17 protein-coding genes are annotated in these 16,262 nt (G+C 70.3%); 11 read left to right on the forward strand and 6 right to left on the reverse strand.

All coding sequences use genetic code 11. The annotated features are described in order from the left end of the window. Positions 1-28 precede the first annotated feature (28 nt). From H4F99_RS01520 to H4F99_RS01530, 3 genes are all read right to left on the reverse strand, one after another. On the reverse strand, positions 29-358 hold the full coding sequence (locus tag H4F99_RS01520) for a hypothetical protein (protein WP_182667942.1): 330 nt from the start codon (positions 356-358) through the stop codon (positions 29-31). A gap of 70 nt (positions 359-428) precedes the next feature. Continuing rightward, a complete protein-coding gene (locus H4F99_RS01525; RefSeq protein ID WP_182667943.1) occupies positions 429-1,304 on the reverse strand; it encodes a patatin-like phospholipase family protein in 876 nt (291 codons plus the stop codon). Between the two features lie 2 nt (positions 1,305-1,306). Then, positions 1,307-2,272 carry a helix-turn-helix transcriptional regulator gene (locus H4F99_RS01530; RefSeq protein WP_182667944.1) on the reverse strand — a complete coding sequence of 322 codons (966 nt, stop codon included), beginning with the start codon at positions 2,270-2,272 and terminating at the stop codon, positions 1,307-1,309. 111 nt (positions 2,273-2,383) lie between these two features. On the opposite strand from H4F99_RS01530, the gene H4F99_RS01535 reads away from it, so the two are divergent. From H4F99_RS01535 to H4F99_RS01565, 7 genes are all read left to right on the forward strand, one after another. Then, complete coding sequence (locus H4F99_RS01535; RefSeq protein WP_182667945.1) at positions 2,384-5,275, forward strand: molybdopterin oxidoreductase family protein; 2,892 nt, start codon at positions 2,384-2,386, stop codon at positions 5,273-5,275. After that, a complete protein-coding gene (locus H4F99_RS01540; RefSeq protein WP_182667946.1) occupies positions 5,272-5,490 on the forward strand; it encodes a hypothetical protein in 219 nt (72 codons plus the stop codon). Before H4F99_RS01535 ends, H4F99_RS01540 begins: the two co-directional genes overlap by 4 nt. Further along, positions 5,487-5,717: a hypothetical protein gene (locus H4F99_RS01545; protein ID WP_182667947.1), complete on the forward strand. Its 231-nt coding sequence runs from the start codon at positions 5,487-5,489 to the stop codon at positions 5,715-5,717. The genes H4F99_RS01540 and H4F99_RS01545 overlap by 4 nt, the downstream gene beginning before the upstream one ends. Beyond that, the gene (locus H4F99_RS01550; protein ID WP_182667948.1) at positions 5,714-6,460 is read left to right on the forward strand and encodes a 4Fe-4S dicluster domain-containing protein; all 747 of its coding nucleotides are present in this window, start codon (positions 5,714-5,716) and stop codon (positions 6,458-6,460) included. Before H4F99_RS01545 ends, H4F99_RS01550 begins: the two co-directional genes overlap by 4 nt. 7 nt (positions 6,461-6,467) lie before the next feature. Further along, positions 6,468-7,448: a dimethyl sulfoxide reductase anchor subunit family protein gene (locus H4F99_RS01555; protein WP_182667949.1), complete on the forward strand. Its 981-nt coding sequence runs from the start codon at positions 6,468-6,470 to the stop codon at positions 7,446-7,448. Positions 7,449-7,541: 93 nt separating this feature from the next. Then, a complete protein-coding gene (locus H4F99_RS01560; RefSeq protein ID WP_182667950.1) occupies positions 7,542-8,282 on the forward strand; it encodes a DUF481 domain-containing protein in 741 nt (246 codons plus the stop codon). Positions 8,283-8,345: 63 nt separating this feature from the next. Beyond that, positions 8,346-8,996, forward strand: coding sequence for a DUF481 domain-containing protein (locus H4F99_RS01565; RefSeq protein WP_182667951.1), 651 nt, complete (start codon positions 8,346-8,348; stop codon positions 8,994-8,996). A gap of 18 nt (positions 8,997-9,014) precedes the next feature. Here H4F99_RS01565 and hemC read toward each other — a convergent pair whose 3' ends face one another. From hemC to H4F99_RS01580, 3 genes are all read right to left on the reverse strand, one after another. Continuing rightward, positions 9,015-9,932, reverse strand: coding sequence for a hydroxymethylbilane synthase (gene hemC / locus H4F99_RS01570; protein ID WP_182667952.1), 918 nt, complete (start codon positions 9,930-9,932; stop codon positions 9,015-9,017). Between the two features lie 32 nt (positions 9,933-9,964). Then, a complete protein-coding gene (locus H4F99_RS01575; protein WP_182668126.1) occupies positions 9,965-10,693 on the reverse strand; it encodes a LytR/AlgR family response regulator transcription factor in 729 nt (242 codons plus the stop codon). A gap of 113 nt (positions 10,694-10,806) precedes the next feature. Then, positions 10,807-11,487, reverse strand: coding sequence for an alpha/beta hydrolase (locus H4F99_RS01580; protein WP_182667953.1), 681 nt, complete (start codon positions 11,485-11,487; stop codon positions 10,807-10,809). A 182-nt stretch (positions 11,488-11,669) separates the two neighbouring features. Here H4F99_RS01580 and H4F99_RS01585 point away from each other — a divergent pair, with 182 nt between their 5' ends. From H4F99_RS01585 to H4F99_RS01600, 4 genes are read left to right on the forward strand one after another with little or no spacing between them, the layout of a single operon-like run. Next, positions 11,670-13,955 (forward strand): TonB-dependent receptor, encoded by a 2,286-nt coding sequence (locus tag H4F99_RS01585; RefSeq protein WP_343064115.1) that lies wholly within the window; start codon positions 11,670-11,672, stop codon positions 13,953-13,955. Positions 13,956-13,964: 9 nt separating this feature from the next. Further along, positions 13,965-14,243, forward strand: a complete 279-nt coding sequence (locus H4F99_RS01590) for a hypothetical protein (RefSeq protein WP_182667954.1) — start codon at positions 13,965-13,967, stop codon at positions 14,241-14,243. Further along, positions 14,233-14,508, forward strand: coding sequence for a hypothetical protein (locus H4F99_RS01595; RefSeq protein ID WP_182667955.1), 276 nt, complete (start codon positions 14,233-14,235; stop codon positions 14,506-14,508). The genes H4F99_RS01590 and H4F99_RS01595 overlap by 11 nt, the downstream gene beginning before the upstream one ends. Then, the gene (locus H4F99_RS01600; RefSeq protein ID WP_182667956.1) at positions 14,505-16,085 is read left to right on the forward strand and encodes a PepSY-associated TM helix domain-containing protein; all 1,581 of its coding nucleotides are present in this window, start codon (positions 14,505-14,507) and stop codon (positions 16,083-16,085) included. The genes H4F99_RS01595 and H4F99_RS01600 overlap by 4 nt, the downstream gene beginning before the upstream one ends. Positions 16,086-16,262: the final 177 nt, after the last annotated feature.

The raw sequence follows: 16,262 nt of genomic DNA on the forward strand, positions 1-16,262 counted from the left end.
TGCCGCAGGTCACGGGTACCGGTCGCAGTCAGGCCACCCGCGGCTGGTGGAGCCCGGGGCGCAGGCGCCGGCGGCGGCGGGCCTGCGGCATGCGGCGGGTCGCGGCCGGCCGCCGCGGCGCCGGGGCATCACCGGTCCGGCCCGGCAACGGGAAGCGGTGGGCAGCCCACCAGGCCGCCAGCGGCATGCCCAGCAGCCACAAAGGCAGCCAGCCCAGTGCGGGATGCATCCCGCGCGCTTCGGGCAGGACCAGCAGCAGGGTCGCGCCGACGGCGACGGCGCCGCGCAGGACCTCGTCGAGCAGGGGATGGGGACGGCGGCGGGACGGGGCGGGACGGCGGACGGTTTGGGCGTTCATGGCGGGCTCCCTTCGGTGTGGCCCCACCATCGCCCGCCGGCTTCTCACCGGCTAAGACGCGCCCGCGTGCTCAGTAACCGGCGGCGTCGAGCGCCTGCTCGGCCTCGCGGCGACCCAGCTCGATCAGCTCGGCGGCACGCCAGAACTCGTAGAACTGGCAGGCATCGCGCGGGATGCGGATGACCAGTTCGGGCGGATCCATCGCGAGCTGTACGCGGGCGATCTGCGCCTGCATGGTGTCCAGCGAGCGCGCCATCAGCTCGGTGATGCCCATGCCGTCGTCCCCGTCGTCCTCGTCCGCGGTGAACCAGCGCGACAGCCACGGCGGCATCCAGCCGGTCGGCTCGGCTTCGGCGTCAGCCGTCTCGCCGGGCGGGCGCTCGGGCCAGCCGTGCATGTCGACGGCCACCAGGCGATGGGCGTCCGACAGCCGGCTGGCGGCGATCGGCAACGGCGCGAGCAGGCCGCCGTCGACGAGGTCGCGGCCGTGTATGCGGTGCGGGGTGAACACGCCGGGGATGGCGATCGACGCGCGTACCGCATCCCACAGGTCGCCCTCGCGCAGCCAGACTTCGCGCTGGCGCACCAGGTCGACGGCGACCGCGGTGAAGTCGATCGGCAGGGCCTCGATGCGCGGCGAGCCGGTCAACTCGCGCAGCGCCGCCATCAGCCGGTCGCCGCCGGACAGCGCGGTGCGCGGGATGCCGGGGTCGAACAGGCGCAGCATGCGGGTGCGGTCCAGGCCGACCAGCCAGTCGCGGTAGACCTGGAGCTTGCCGGCCGCGTGCAGGCCGCCGACCAGCGCGCCGGACGACGACCCGGCGATGGACGCGATCTCCAGGCCACGCGCCTGCAGGGCCTCGATCACGCCGATCTGGGCCAGCCCTCGGGCACCGCCGGCCCCGAGCACCAGGGCGATGCGCTCGCCGCGCCGGTCAGCCGCCATGTTCAGTCGTACTGGCTGAGGGCCAGCGACAGCAGTGCCCGGGCCTGTTCGCGCAGCACGGGCGGCTCGACGATCTCGGCATCGCTGCCGTAGTGCAGCACATCCATCAGCAGCTCGCGGCCGTTGCTGTAGGGCAGCTTCAGTTCGTAGCGGCCGTCCGGCAGGAAGCGGCCCTGCTGCTGTGAATGCCAGTGCTCGTCGGCGACCCAGCGCGCGGCCTTGGCATTGAAGACGATGGTCGCCCAACCCTTCGGCGTGCCGGAGAAGATGCCGTAGCTGGAGGCCAGCTGGCGGTTGAGCTCTTCATCCGGAACGTCGATCGCGTCGGCGTCGGCGATGCGCGCGGCGCTGATGCGGTCGACGGCAAAACTGCGCAGGCCCTCGCGCGCGTGGTCCCAGGCATCGAGGTACCAGTTGTCGCGGTAGTGGGTCAGACGCTGCGGCGACACCGTGCGGCGGGTGCTCTCGTCGGTCGAACGGGCGCGGTACTCGAAGGCCAGCTGCTTGCGGTCGAGCACGGCGGTGGCGACGTTGCGGAAGGCGGTCTCGTCCAGCCTGCGGGTGCGGTGCGGCACCACGCGCACGCGTTCCATCGGCACCCGGCGGCCGCCGGCATGTTCGTCGAGCAGTTTCTCGATGCGCCCCTGCAACGGCGCCAACGCGTTCGACAGCACACCGCCGCCGCTGCGCATCAGCAGTTGCTGCGCGGCGAGCAGCGAATGCAGCTCCTGCGAACTCAGCCACAGGCCCGGCAGTTCGAACCGGTCCTGCTCCGCGGCGTCGTAGCTGAAGCCGGCCTCGCCATTGCCGACCACCGGCGCCATCAGGAAGTCGCGCAGGTAGGCGAGGTCGCGGTAGGCCGTCGCCCGCGAGCACTCCAGCTCGTCCATCAGCCGCTGCACGGTCACCGGATAGCGGGCACTGGAGAGGATGCGGTGCAGGGCGTGGATGCGTTCGATGCGTTCCATGGCAGGGCGACGGGCAGCGGGGCGGCGGGAGCCCTAGCATCGCACCCCCACCGGGTCGCGTGCCATCGCGCACGCCTCGCCAAGCGGGGATGGCGGGCGCACAATACGGGCATGCCCGCTCCGTCCGAGCCCGCCATCGACCTGTCGCCGACGCCCGGTGACGAGGTCAGGACCACGACCTGCTACATGTGCGCGTGCCGCTGTGGCATCAAGGTGTGGCTGCAGGATGGGCAGATCCGCTACATCCAGGGCAACCCCGACCACCCGGTCAACCGGGGCGTGCTGTGCGCCAAGGGTTCGGCCGGGATCATGCAGCACTACTCGCCGGCGCGGCTGGACAAGCCACTGCTTCGCGTGGGCGAACGGGGTGCGGGCGAGTTCCGTGAGATCGAATGGGACGAGGCGCTGGAGATCGCGACCGCCTGGCTGGCGCCGATCCGCGAACGCAATCCGGACGAACTGGCGTTCTTCACCGGCCGTGACCAGAGCCAGGCGCTGACCGGCTGGTGGGCGCAGCAGTTCGGCACGGTCAACTACGCCGCCCACGGCGGGTTCTGCTCGGTCAACATGGCCGCCGGCGGGCTGTATACGATCGGCGGCAGCTTCTGGGAGTTCGGCGAGCCGGACTGGGACCGCACGAAGTACCTGATGCTGTGGGGCGTCGCCGAGGACCACGATTCCAATCCGATCAAGCTCGGCCTGGGCAAGGTCAAGGCCAATGGCGCCAAGATCGTCGCGGTCAACCCGGTGCGCAGCGGCTACGGCGCGATCGCCGACGAATGGATCGGCATCCGTCCCGGTACCGACGGACTGTTCGCGTTCGCGCTCATCCATGAGCTGCTGAAGGCCGACCGCATCGACCTCGATTACCTGGTGCGCTACGCCAATGCGCACTGGCTGGTGGTGCGCAATCCCGGCGGCGAAGACGACGGCCTGTTCGCGCGCGATGGCGAAGGCCGCCCGCTGTGCTGGGACCGCAGGTCGGGCCAGGTCGCGGATGCCGGGGCCATCGACACCGCGCCCGCGGTCGTGGGTTCGTATCGCTTGGCCAATGGCCGCACCGCGGTGCCGGTGTTCCATCTGGTCGCCGAGCGCTACCTCGATCCCAGGTACGCCCCCGACAGCGTCGCCGAACGCTGCGGCATCCCCGCCGACACCATCCGCCGGATCGCACGGGAACTCGCCGACGCCGCCTTCGGGCAGGAAATCCGCCTGCCGGTCGCGTGGACCGATGCCTGGGGCCGCGAGCATGCGGAGATGGTCGGCCGCCCGGTGTCGATGCACGCGATGCGCGGCATCAGCGCGCACAGCAACGGCTTCCACACCTGTCGCGCCCTGCACCTGCTGCAGATGCTGCTCGGCGCGGTCGACACCCCGGGTTCGTTCCGCTACCAGCCGCCGTTCCCCAAGCCCATCCCGCCACCGAACCGGCCGGGCAAGTCGCGCAATGCCGACGGCGTGCTCGACGCCGCGCCCCTGGGTTTCGTGCATGGCCCGGAAGACCTGGTGGTGGATGCCGACGGCGAGCCGCGGCGCATCGACCATGCGTATTCCTGGGCCTATCCCTTGTCCGCGCACGGGATGATGCACACCGTCATCCGCAACGCGTGGGCAGGCGATCCCTACCGGATCGACACCCTGCTGATGTTCATGGCCAACATGGGCTGGAACTCGGCGATGAACACCGCCGAGACGATCGGCTGGCTGACCGACAAGGACGAAGCCGGCGCGTACCGCATTCCGCGCATCATCTACAGCGACGCGTATGCCTCCGAGATGGTCGCCTACGCCGACCTGGTGCTGCCCGACACGACCTACCTGGAGCGCTTCGACGCGATCAGCCTGCTCGACCGTCCGATTTCCGACGCCGACGGCGCCAGCGACGCGATCCGCCACCCGGTGCTCGATCCGGCGGAACAGGGCGTGCGCGCCGATGGCACGCCGCGCGACGTGCGCGGCTTCCAGTCGGTGCTGATCGAACTCGGCGCGCGGCTCGGCCTGCCCGGGCTGGTGAACGAGGACGGTTCGCCGCGCTACCGCGACTACGCCGACTACATCGTGCGCCACGAACGCGCGCCCGGCGTCGGCCTGCTCGCGGGCTGGCGTGGCGAGGACGGCGGCACCGAGGCCAAGGGTCCGCCCAATCCGGACCAGCTGCAGCGCTACATCGACAACGGCGGCTTCTGGCGCAGCGAGGTCCCGGAACACGCGCGCTATTTCAAGATGGCCAACCGCGGCTACCTCGACTGGGCGCAGAAGATGGGCTTCCTCGGCCACGGCGACCCCGTCGTGCTGCAGCTGTATTCGGAAACGCTGCAGAAGTTCCGCCTCGCGGCGCAGGGCCACGGCCCTCGCGTGCCGCCGGAAGCCCACCGGCAGCGCGTGGCGACGTATTTCGATCCGCTGCCGATGTGGTACGAACCCTTCGAGGGCGCGCAGCTCGACGGCGCCGACAGCCATTACCCGCTCAGCGCGGTGACCCAGCGGCCGATGTTCATGTACCACGCCTGGGGCTCGCAGAACGCCTGGCTGCGGCAGATCACCGCGCGCAATTACCTCTATCTGCACCCAGACACGGGGGCGAAGCACGGCATCGCCGACGAGGACTGGATCACCGTGACGTCGCACAACGGCGAGATCACCGTGCAGGCGAAGTTCGCCGGCAACGTACAGCCCGATACGGTCTGGACCTGGAACGCGATCGGCAAGCGCCGGGGCGCCTGGCGGCTGGACAAGGACGCGCCGGAGGGCCGCAAGGGCTTCCTGCTGAACCATCTGATCTCGGACGTCACCCCCAAGGGCGATTACGCCAATGCCGACCCGGTCACCGGGCAGGCCGCGTGGTTCGACCTGCGCGTGCGGATTGCACCTGCCACGGCCACCCGGGGCGAAAGCGCGCCGCAGTTCGAACCCCTCGCGCTCGGTGCCGCCGACGACGCGCCGCTGCGCTATGGCGCCGGTCTGCGCGAGGCCCGCGCGGACCGTCGCAAGGAGGACGCATGAACGTGGCAACGCGCCGGATCGCCGGCTGGTTGTGCGTCGGACTGGGCTTCGCGCTGGTCGTGGCCCTCGGGCTGGGCGTGATCGGTCCGACCCTCGACGGCACCGCGCCCGTGTCGCTGGCGGCGGTGTTCGCCGGCCTCGCCCCGACCCTGATGATGGCCGTGGGCGCGTTCGTCGTCGGCCTCGTGCTGTTACGCGGCGGACGCTCGCGATGAGCACCCTCATGCGAATGGTGCGGGTGCTCTGCGTGGTCGGCGGCGTGGTCGGCATGGGGATCGCGGCGTGGGCGTTCATCGATCCCGCGGCATTCCCGGAACTGGCGCGCCCGCGCATGATGGTCGACCCGCCATCGCCGCGCTGGCGTGCCGCCTTCGTGTTCGTGTTCTCGTTCGCACTCGCCGCCTACGGCCTGGGCGCGCTCCGCCATCGCGTGCTGCCATGACGTCGCTGCCGCCCGACCCGCCCAGGAAAATGGGCCTGGTGATCGATCTCGACACCTGCGTCGGCTGCCATGCCTGCGCGGTCAGCTGCAAGGAGTGGAATGCCGGTGGCTTCGCCGCGCCGCTGACCGACGAAGACCCCTATGGCAAGTCGCCCTCCGGCGTCTGGTTCAACCGCGTGCACAGCTACGAGGTCGCGCCGACCGCATCGCAGCCGGCGATGACCCTGCATTTCCCGCGGTCGTGCCTGCACTGCGAGCAACCGGCGTGCGTGACGGTGTGCCCGACCGGCGCCAGCTACAAGCGCGCCGAGGACGGCATCGTCCTGGTGGACGAAGACAAGTGCATCGGCTGCAAGCTGTGCTCCTGGGCCTGCCCGTACGGCGCCCGCGAGTACAGCGAAGTCGAAGGCGTGATGAAGAAATGCACGCTGTGCATCGACCGCATCTACAACGAGCACCTCGACGCGCGCGAGCGTGAACCCGCCTGCGTGCAGGCCTGCCCGACCCGGGCCCGCCACTTCGGCGACCTCGCCGACCCGGCGTCGAAGGTCTCGAAGCTGGTCGCCGAGCGCGGCGGCGTCGACCTGATGCCCGAACTCGGCTACCGCCCCACCAACAAATACCTGCCGCCACGCCCCCGCCGCGACGGCCGTGATACGCCGGCACCGGCGCCGGAGGAAACACTCGACCGCGATGCCTTGCCGCCGGTGCTGCGCTGGCTCGACCGCATGCTGAGCCGCTGAGTCCGCCATGCACCCCGCCTTCTCCGTGATCCTGTTCACCACGCTGTCCGGCGCCGGTTACGGGCTGCTGGCGTGGACGGGCCTGGTGATCCTGCTCTCCTGCGTGGGCGGCGAGCCGCCGCGCGAGGGAATCATGCCGCTGCTCTGGGCGGTGCTGCTGGCAATGGGCCTTCTGCTCACCCTCGTCGGCCTGCTGAGTTCCACCTTCCACCTCGGCAAGCCCTTGCGCGCGTGGCGGGCGTTCTCGCAGTGGCGCACGTCGTGGCTGTCGCGGGAAGGCGTGGCGGCCGTCGCGGCCACCCTCGCGACCGGCGGGCTGCTCGCGGTGGTGGGCATCGGCATGTTCGAACCCGGGTATTCCGCTTTCCAGGGGCCGGGGGTGCCGCTGCTGGCCGCGCTGGTGGTCCTGCTGGCGGGGGCGACGGTTGCCTGCACCGCGATGATCTATGCCTCGCTGAAACCGATCCCTGCCTGGCGGCACCGCCTGGTGCTGCCCGGCTATGGCCTGTTCGCAGTGCTGGGCGGCTGGCTGCTGTTGCTGGCCACCGGCAGCTGGACCGGGCTGACGGCCGGCGCGCTGGGGGTGGGTGCGGGCATTACCCTGCTCATCGGCTCCGCGACCGCGCTGCTGAAAGCAGCGTACTGGCGCGACATCGACCGGATCCCGGCTGCTGCCGCGGCCACGGGCAGCGCGGTCGGCCTGCCCGGGCGGGACGTACGGGTGTTCGAGCACCCGCACACCGAACCCAACTACCTCACGCGCGAGATGGGCTTCGTGCTGGCGCGCCGCCACGCCCGGCGCCTGCGGGCCATCGCGGTCCTCCTGTTTGCCGTGGTGCCCGCCCTGGCAACCACGCTGGCCTGGGCGGTGCCAGACGTCGCCGGCCCCTGCTGCACGCTCGCGGCCCTGTCGGCGCTGCTCGGCAGCTTCGTCGAACGCTGGCTGTTCTTCGCACAGGCGCGGCACGCGGTGATGGCGTACTACTGAACGGGGCGCCACGGCCGGCCGCGCCACATCCATTAGAATGGCGATCCGCCGCGCACCCAGCGCGGCGTTCTGTTTCCCCTCCCGGAGTCCACCATGCGCATGACCCTGCTGACCGCGGGCCTGCTGGCCCTCGCCCCCTTCACCGCCTCCGCCCAGGATGCCGACGTCGACGCCGCTGCCGCCGAAGCCCCCAACACGTGGGTGGGAACGGGTGAGCTCGGCCTCGCGATCAGCAAGGGCAACACCGACAGCGAGACCCTCGTCGGAAGCCTGTCGCTGGGCTACCACGGCGATGTCTGGCACCACGGCGCGGGCGCGTCTTTCCTGTACGGCAAGAGCGACGACGAGGAGAACGCATACCGCTACGAGTTCTGGGCGCAGAGCGGTCGCGACCTCAGTGAACGCAGCTACCTGCTGGGCTCGATCCGCAACGAGCGCGACCATTTCGCGTCGAACGAATACCAGTGGACGGCCGCGGTCGGTTACGGCTTCCGCGCGATCGACACCGAGGCCACGAAGCTGCTGTTCGAAGTCGGTCCGGGTTACCGCTGGTCCAAACTGCAGGACGTGCAGGTCCACCGGAACGAGGGCATCGTCCGCGGGACCATGGCCTTCGCGCACCAGTTCAACGACAGCACCTCGATCAGCAACGACCTGCTGGTCGAGGCGGGTTCGGAGAACACCTTCGTGCGCAACGACCTCGCGCTCAAGGTGAAGATGACCGAGGCGCTGGCGCTGAAGGCGGGCGTGGAAGTCCGGCACAACACCGACGTGCTGCCGGACACGAAGAAAACCGACACCCTGACGACCGTCAACGTGGTGTACGACTTCTGATTCATCGAAAAGTGCGGTGGGGGACGGCATACTCCCCGTTCACCTTCCGCGAATGCCTCCCGCATGTCCTTGCTGCTGGGGCTGGTGCTCAGCCCCTTCCTCGCCACGCCGATGCCGGCCAACGTCTCGCAACCCCGACAGGTCGCGGAGGTGGTCGACATGGGCTGGCGGCGGCGAACCTGCCTGGCGTTGCGCTGCAATGACGCGGAATGGGCCCGCGAGGTCGACGCCGCGCGCCGGGAGGCGGTGCACGCCGACGGCCTGTCGCGGTTCCGCGCGCAGGACCGCCGCCACGCGCGACTGCGGGCCAGCGCGCACCGCCGGTTGAGCCGCGACAACTACTCCAACCGCTACCGGATCGGCAGCCGCCACGGCGTGGAACTGCTGCGCGAGGGCGAAAGCCACCTCGTGGTCGCCTTCGACGCGGCCTACCGGCTGGCCCCTCGCAGCGACGACGGGATCGGCGAGGCGGGCCCGGTGTTCCGCAGTTCGATCGACTTCGGCCGCCGCTTCGGCGAGCGCACCCACTGGAGCCAGAAGGTCCTGGTGGAAACCGGGCAAGGGCAGACGTTCGTCAAGCAGGTGTTCGACGTCAACGTCACCCTGATGCCGAACTGGACCCTGGAAGGGGACTACGTGATCCGCCACCGCACCAGCGGCAAGAGCGGCACCGAGACCGCGGAAGGCTGGCTGGGGGTGCGCCGGCGCTTCTGAGGCACGTTGCCCCGTGTCTCAGCGATGCGGGTCGATCAGCGCCCCGGCCCCCTGGGCCAGCAACCGATGGGCGACCGCGTCACCCAGCGCCACCGGATCGCGGGCGGGCCCCACGGCTTCGGCGCGAACCGCGCGCCCGTCCTCGACCGAGCCGACCTGGCCGACCAGGTGCAGGCGCTCGCCTTCAAGCGCCGCGAACGCGGCCACGGGGACGTGGCAACTGCCGTGCAACGCGCGGTTCATGGCCCGCTCGGCCTCGACGCGGCATCGCGTGTGGGCGTCGTCCAGTGCGGCGAACAGGGCCGCGACCGCCGGATCGTCGTCGCGGCATTCGATCGCGATGGCGCCCTGCGCCGGCGCGGGCAGCCAGTGCGGCGGCTCCAGCCGGTCGCGGATGCGCGCCTCGAGGCCCAGCCGCTGCAGGCCCGCGCAAGCCAGCACGATGGCGTCGTAGTCGCCGGCGTCCAGCTTGGCCAGCCGCGTGTTGACGTTGCCGCGCAGGTCGCGCAGCCGCAGGTCGGGCCTCAACGCGCGCAACTGGGCCTGCCGGCGCAGCGACGAAGTCCCGACGACGGCACCCTGCGGCAACGCGTCGAGGCGCTCGAATCGTGGGCTGACGAAGGCATCGGCGGCATCCGCGCGCGGCAGGATCGCCGGCAGGATGAAGCCCGGCTCGAGCTCCATCGGCACGTCCTTCAGCGAATGCACGGCGCAGTCGGCCTCACCGCGCTGCATCGCGACTTCCAACTCCTTCAGGAACAGGCCCTTGCCGCCGATCGCCGCCAGCGAGCGGTCCAGTACCTCGTCGCCACGGGTGCTCAGCGGCACCAGGGTGACCTCTAGCCCCGGGTGCGCGGCACGCAGGCAGTCGGCGACGTGTTCGCTCTGCCACAGGGCGAGCGGGCTCTTGCGGGTGGCGATGCGTAGCGACTTCATCCGGCCATTATCGCCGACCGGGCGCGACGGGGTCACAACTGCTTGAGCAGCTCCCGCACCGCCGGCACGCAGCGGCGGCTGACTTCGAGCGGATGGTCGCCGTGGCGCAGGATGGCCTGCACGTGGCCGTCCGGGCAGCGGCGCAGCTCGACGATGTCGTAACGGGCCACCAGGCAGTTGCGGTGGATGCGCACGAAGCGCTCGCCGAACTCCTCCTCGAGCGACTTGAGCGACTCCTCGATCAGGTCTTCGCCGTGCGCGTGGTGGACGACCACGTACTTCTCCTCGGCCTGCAGGTAGTGCACGTCCTCGATCGGGATCAGCCGCAGGCTGCCGCGCAGGCGCGCGCACAGGTGGGTGCGGCGCTGGCCGCGTCCCGCCTCGATGCCCTGGCGGCGGCCCGCGGCGAAGGTGCGCACGCGCTCCAGCGCGGCATCCAGGCGCTCGGCACGGACCGGCTTGACCAGGTAGTCGATGGCCTCGGCCTCGAACGCGGACAGCGCGTGTGCGTCGTACGCGGTGCAGAAGACCACCGCCGGGCGGGGCTCGAACGCCGCGAGGTGGCGCGCGGTCTCCAGCCCGTCGAGACCCGGCATGGCGATGTCCAGCAGGATCAGGTCGGGTTCGTGTTCGGCGCAGGCGTGGAGGGCTTCGTGCCCATCGACGGCCTCGGCCACCACCTGCAGGCCATCGCAGTCGGCCAGCAGGGTCCGCAGGCGCTCGCGCGCCAGCGGTTCGTCATCGGCAATCACCACCTTCATCGGCATCCACCTCCCGGACTCCCCATGGCCAGCTGGCTACCTCCCCCCGGCGGCATGCCTGTCCCGCACCGATACTAATGCCCGCCACGCGGCCCGGCCATCCCGGCCCCGGCTCAGCCGGCGACGAAGCGCCGGCCCATCCACTCGCCCAGGTCACGGATCTGCTCGGCGCAGACCTGGTGGGCCATCGGATAGGCATGCCAATCGATGGCAAAGCCCTTGCCGCGCAGCGCCCGGGCACTGGCATCGCCGCCGGCGTAGGGCACGACCGGGTCGAACTGGCCGTGCGCCATGAACAGCGGCTGCGACGGCGCCTGCACGGTAACCTCGCCCATCAGCCGCTCCGGCATCGGCAGGTAGGTCGACAGGGCGATCAGTCCTGCCAGCGGCTCGGTGCGACGGACCCCCGCCGCCAGGGTGATCGCGCCGCCCTGCGAGAAGCCGGCCAGCAGCAGGCGCGAGGCCGGCACGCCGCGGGCGGCCTCGCGGGCGATCAGCGCTTCGACCTGGACCACCGACTGGTCCACGCCCGCCTCGTCGGCACGCTGGGCGAGATTCATGTCGCGGATGTCGTACCAGGCCCGCATCGGCACGCCGTTGTTGATGGTCACCGGGCGCACCGGGGCATGCGGGAACACGAAGCGCAGCGCCGGCCAGTCCTTGCGGACCAGTTCCGGGACGATGGGGGCGAAGTCGTTGCCGTCGGCCCCGAGGCCATGCAGCCAGAGGACGGTCCAGGCCGGCGACGGGCCGGTTTCGTGTTCGACGGTTTCGAGCAGGGCGGGATCAGTCATGGGGGCATTGTGCCCGGGCCTGGCCGGGACGGCCATGCAATGCGGTCATCCACGGCCGTGTCGGTCGATGCAATTGTTAACGCAAATCATTCCTATATACTTCCAGCCTGTACATACCGACAGGTACTGACGCGGCACGACCGGCTGCGTCACCGCCCACACTCGACCCAGGGGAACCCCACGTGCCTCATCCGACTCGCCGCCGGCGCGCCCATGCGCGCACGAGCGTGCTGGCATCCTGCCTCCTCCTCGCGCTCCAGGCCCACGCCCAGCAGGCCCCGGGGCCTGCCGATGCCACCGAGCTCGACCGCATCGTCGTCACCGGCGAGAAGACCGAGCGCAGCCTGCAGGAAACGACGACCAGTGTCGCGGTGACCACGGCCGAGCGCATCGAGCAGGAGAACCTGCAGGGACTGGGCGACATCCTCGACCGCACCGCCAACGTCACCCGCATGTACGGCGACCGCGGCTTCACCATCCGCGGCATCGCCAACGAGGCCGGCGCGCCCAACCCGTTGGCGACGATCTACGTCGACGGCGCGGCACTGCCGAGCCAGGTCAGCGATTCGGGCCCGACCGACCTGTGGGACATCGCCCAGGTGGAGATCCTGCGCGGCCCGCAGTCGACCCTGCAGGGCGAGAACGCGCTGGCCGGCGCCATCGTGATCCGTTCCGAGGACCCGACCATGGACGGGTCCGGCCGCGCCCGCGCGCTGTATTCCGACCCCTCCGACCGTCGCCTGTCGGTGGCGGCCGGCGGCCCGCTGATCCAGGACGAACTGGCCTTCCGCGTCTCCATCGACGACCGCGATTTCGACGGCTTCATCGACAACCCCACCCGCGGCGACATGGAAGATGCGCGCGAGTCGACCACCGCGCGGGCGAAGCTGCTGTGGACCCCCGCCTGGGCCGAGGGCCTGACCGCGCGCCTGGGCTACCTGCGCGACGACCGCGACGGGCCGTACATGTACGCCTATGCGCGCAATGACGTGCCGGACTACTGGGACGACCGCGTCAACACCTCCGACTACCCGTCGGCCAGCGATGCGCTCGGGCAGATGGCGACGCTCGAGCTGGACTATGCCTTCGATGGCCCGTGGACGCTGAGCTCGGTGACCGCCTGGTCCGATACCGACATGGACCGCAGCTACGACACCGACCTGACCGAGAACCCCGAGGCCTGGGGCGACACCGACGAGAACTACGGGACGCTGTCGCAGGAACTGCGCCTGCATTACGACGGCGACCGCCTGCGCGGGCTGGTCGGCCTGTACGGCTCGCGCCGTGACATGGACAACGTCAGCGACAACCGCACCAACGTGGAGACGCCGGTCGACACCATCGCCGCGGTCCTGATGGGCGCGGGCCTCGACCCGGCCACGGCCGGTTACGTCGCCGGCCTGTACGCGCAGGCCCTGCCGGTGATCCCGGTCGCCTACGTCAGCGATGCGCAGTCGGAATCGCAGAACCTGGCGCTGTTCGCCGACGTCGAATTCGACCTGACCGAACGCCTGGCCCTGCTCGGCGGCTTCCGCTACGACACCGAGGAATACACCTTCGGCGGCGTCACCACGGCCCAGTTCATGGGCACCCTGCCCGACCCCAATGCCTTCGGTCCGGCGCTCGCGCCGGCCATCGACGGGATCAACATGGCCGTGCTCGGCCTGGTCCAGCAGGCCAACAGCGTCACCCCGGAAAGCACCCGCGACTTCGATGCCTTCCTGCCCAAGCTTGGCCTGCGCTTCGACATCAACGACACCCTGAGCACCGGCCTGGTCATGCAGCGCGGCTACCGCTCGGGCGGCTCGTCGTTCAACATCGCGCGTGGCCAGATTTTCGCCTACGACCCGGAGTTCACCTGGAACACCGAACTGTCGCTGCGCGGCAACTGGCTCGACGGCCGCTTCAGCCTGGCCGCGAATGCCTATTACATCGACTGGACCGACAAGCAGGTCACCGCGCTGTTCGGCCTGAACGACTTCGACTACCACACCGTCAACGCCGGCAAGGCGCACCTGTACGGCTTCGAGCTGGAGGCCACCCACTACGTCAACGCGACCTTCGACTGGTACGCCTCGGTCGGCTATTCGCGCACGCAGTTCGACGAGTTCGACGTCAGCGACGGCGCCCAGGTCGAGGATTACAGCGGCTCCGAGTTCCCGTACGCGCCGCGCTGGACCTACGCGGTGGGCGGCAACGTCCACCTGGGCGAGCACTGGGTCGGCAACCTCAACGCCAACTACCGCAGCAGCGTCACGCCGGATATCGGCAGCGACGCACGCCACCTGCCTTCGCGCGTCCTGGTCAACGCAAAGTTCGGCTATGAAGCCATGAACTGGGGCGCCTATGTGTTCGCCAACAACCTGTTCGACGAGGCGTACACCCAATACGCCTGGTCGGACGACTCGCCGAACGTGATCCTCGGCGCGCCGCGCGTCATCGGTGTCGGCGTGGACGTGCGCTGGTAGCCTGCCGCGATGACCCTCGCCTACCTCGCCTGCGCCCTGTTCGCCGCACTCGGCTTTTACCTGGGCTGCCGCCACCAGCGCCTGTGGCCGCTGGGCGAGGGCCATGCGCGACTGGCACACTGGGCAGGCTGGGGTTTCAGCCTGCTGTCGCTCGTCGCCGCGATCCGCCTGCTGGGCGTGTGGGCCGGGGTGTTCTCGGCACTGACCGCGCTGATGCTGGTGCTGGTGCTCCTGCCTTACCTGGACGGGTGGCGCCAGTTGCGCAAGGGGGCTGCCGATGTGGGCTAAGTCCTTCGCCGCGGCGCTGCTGGGCCTGCCGCTGACGGTTGGCATCATCGGCCTGGTCGCGTTGCTGTGGCCGGGACCGATCGAGCGCACCGCGCTGCCCTGGCTGCTGATGTCGTTCCCGCTCTGGATCGGCGTGATGTCGATGGCCTTCGCCTTCCGCAGCGGGCTGCGCGCCTGGTTGTGGATGGGCGGCGCCACCGCCCTGTGTTTCGCCCTCATCCACGGGGCCAAGCTGCTGGGCTGGACCGCGGAGCTGCCGGCATGAAGGCGGCGACCCTGCGCATCTTCCTGGCGGTCCATACCTGGGTGGGCCTGGTCGCCGGCATGGCGCTGTTCATCGCGTTCTATGCCGGCGCGATCACGGTGTTCGAGCACGAACTGCAGGGCTGGGAACACCCGGCCGAGCCGATGCCGACCCGCGAGGCCGGGTTCGCCGAGTCGCAGGCGCTGGTCGAGGCGGTGCTCGCGGGACACCCCGAGGCCGACCACCAGTTCTTCCTCACCCTGCCCGGCCACCATGGCCCGGAGCCCGTGCTGTTCTGGTTCGACGAGGCCAGCGGTGCGCAGCAGCGCTTCACCCTCGACGAGGCCGGCCAGCTGCAGCAACGCGACGCGCGCGCCGGCTGGATCGAATACATCTACGACCTGCACTTCACCGCCGGCCTGCCCCGCACGCTGGGCATCTACCTGTTCGGCGTGTTCTGCATCCTCTATGGACTCGCCCTCGTGAGTGGCGTGGTGATCTATGCGCCGGCCTTCCTCAAGGACCTGATGGCGCTGCGCATCGGCCGCAACGTCAAGCGGCTGTGGCAGGACGCGCACAACGTCGTCGGCATGCTGTCGCTGCCGTTCCACATCATCTTCGCGTGGAGCGGTGCGGTGCTGACGATCGGCTTCGTCATGCTCGCGCCGTTCCAGTTCCTGGTGTTCGAGAACAAGCTGCTGACGATCCTGGAGCGCGACTTCGAGGTCGCCGCCCACGTGGAACCCGCCGGCGAACCGCGGCCCATGCTGCCGGTGGCCGAGCTGGTGCGCCTGGGCGAACGTGCGCTGCCGGGCATCGAGATCGACGGCATCTCCTACCACGAGGCCGGCGACGCCAACGCGCAGGCGACGATGTTCGGCGCGCTGCCGCAGCGCCGCCTCAATTCGATGGGCGGCATCGCGGTCAACGCCGCCACCGGCGAACTGCAGAACGCGGTCGGGCCGAAGGACTTCACCCCCGGCATGGCCATGCTGCGCGGCATCCAGCACCTGCATTACGGCAACTTCGGCGCCAGCGCGGTGAAGTGGCTGTACTTCGTGCTCGGCCTCGCCGGCGCTTTCCTGTTCTACAGCGGCAACCTGCTGTGGGTCGAGGCACGCCGCAAGCGCCGCCAGGTCGAGCAGCCGCGACGCACGCGGGTGATGGCCGGGATCACGCTCGGCGTCTGCCTGGGCTGCGTGGCCGGCGTGTCCGCGCTGTTCCTCGGCGCGGTGTTCCTGCCGGGCACCGGCGCCGCCCTGGTCTACAACGCGGTGTTCCTGGCCTGCGTGGCCTGGGGCCTGCTGCGTCCGCCGCCGCGCGCCGCGTTCGAACTGCTGTGGCTGTGCGTCGTGTTGACCGCGCTGATCCCGGTCGCCGGCTGGATCGGGTCGGGCGAGCACCTGTTCGCCGCGGCGTGGCAGGGCCACTGGCACCGCTTCCTGATCGATGCGACCGCGCTGGTGATGGCGCTGGCGTTCTGGCGGATGGCGGTGGCGACGCTCCATCGCGCGCGCACCGGCGACCCGAACAGCGTGTGGGCGCTGGGTACCCGTCCCGATGGCGTACCACCATCCGGCACCACCGAGCCGGCCTGAACGACGCACATCCGCACCCCGGGCCTGCCGGAAGGGCGCTCCACGCTGCCCTCCGTTCATTTTGAGGCGCCACGCCCGTGTGGGAAGATGCGCGCGCGCAGTTCTCCGCAGGTGCCGGGATGTCCATCATCGCCGCACTCGGGGCTTGCGCGACCAGGTGCGGGCGTGGGGACCGGC

This window comes from Marilutibacter penaei, from assembly GCF_014145395.1.
GTDB lineage: Bacteria > Pseudomonadota > Gammaproteobacteria > Xanthomonadales > Xanthomonadaceae > Marilutibacter > Marilutibacter penaei.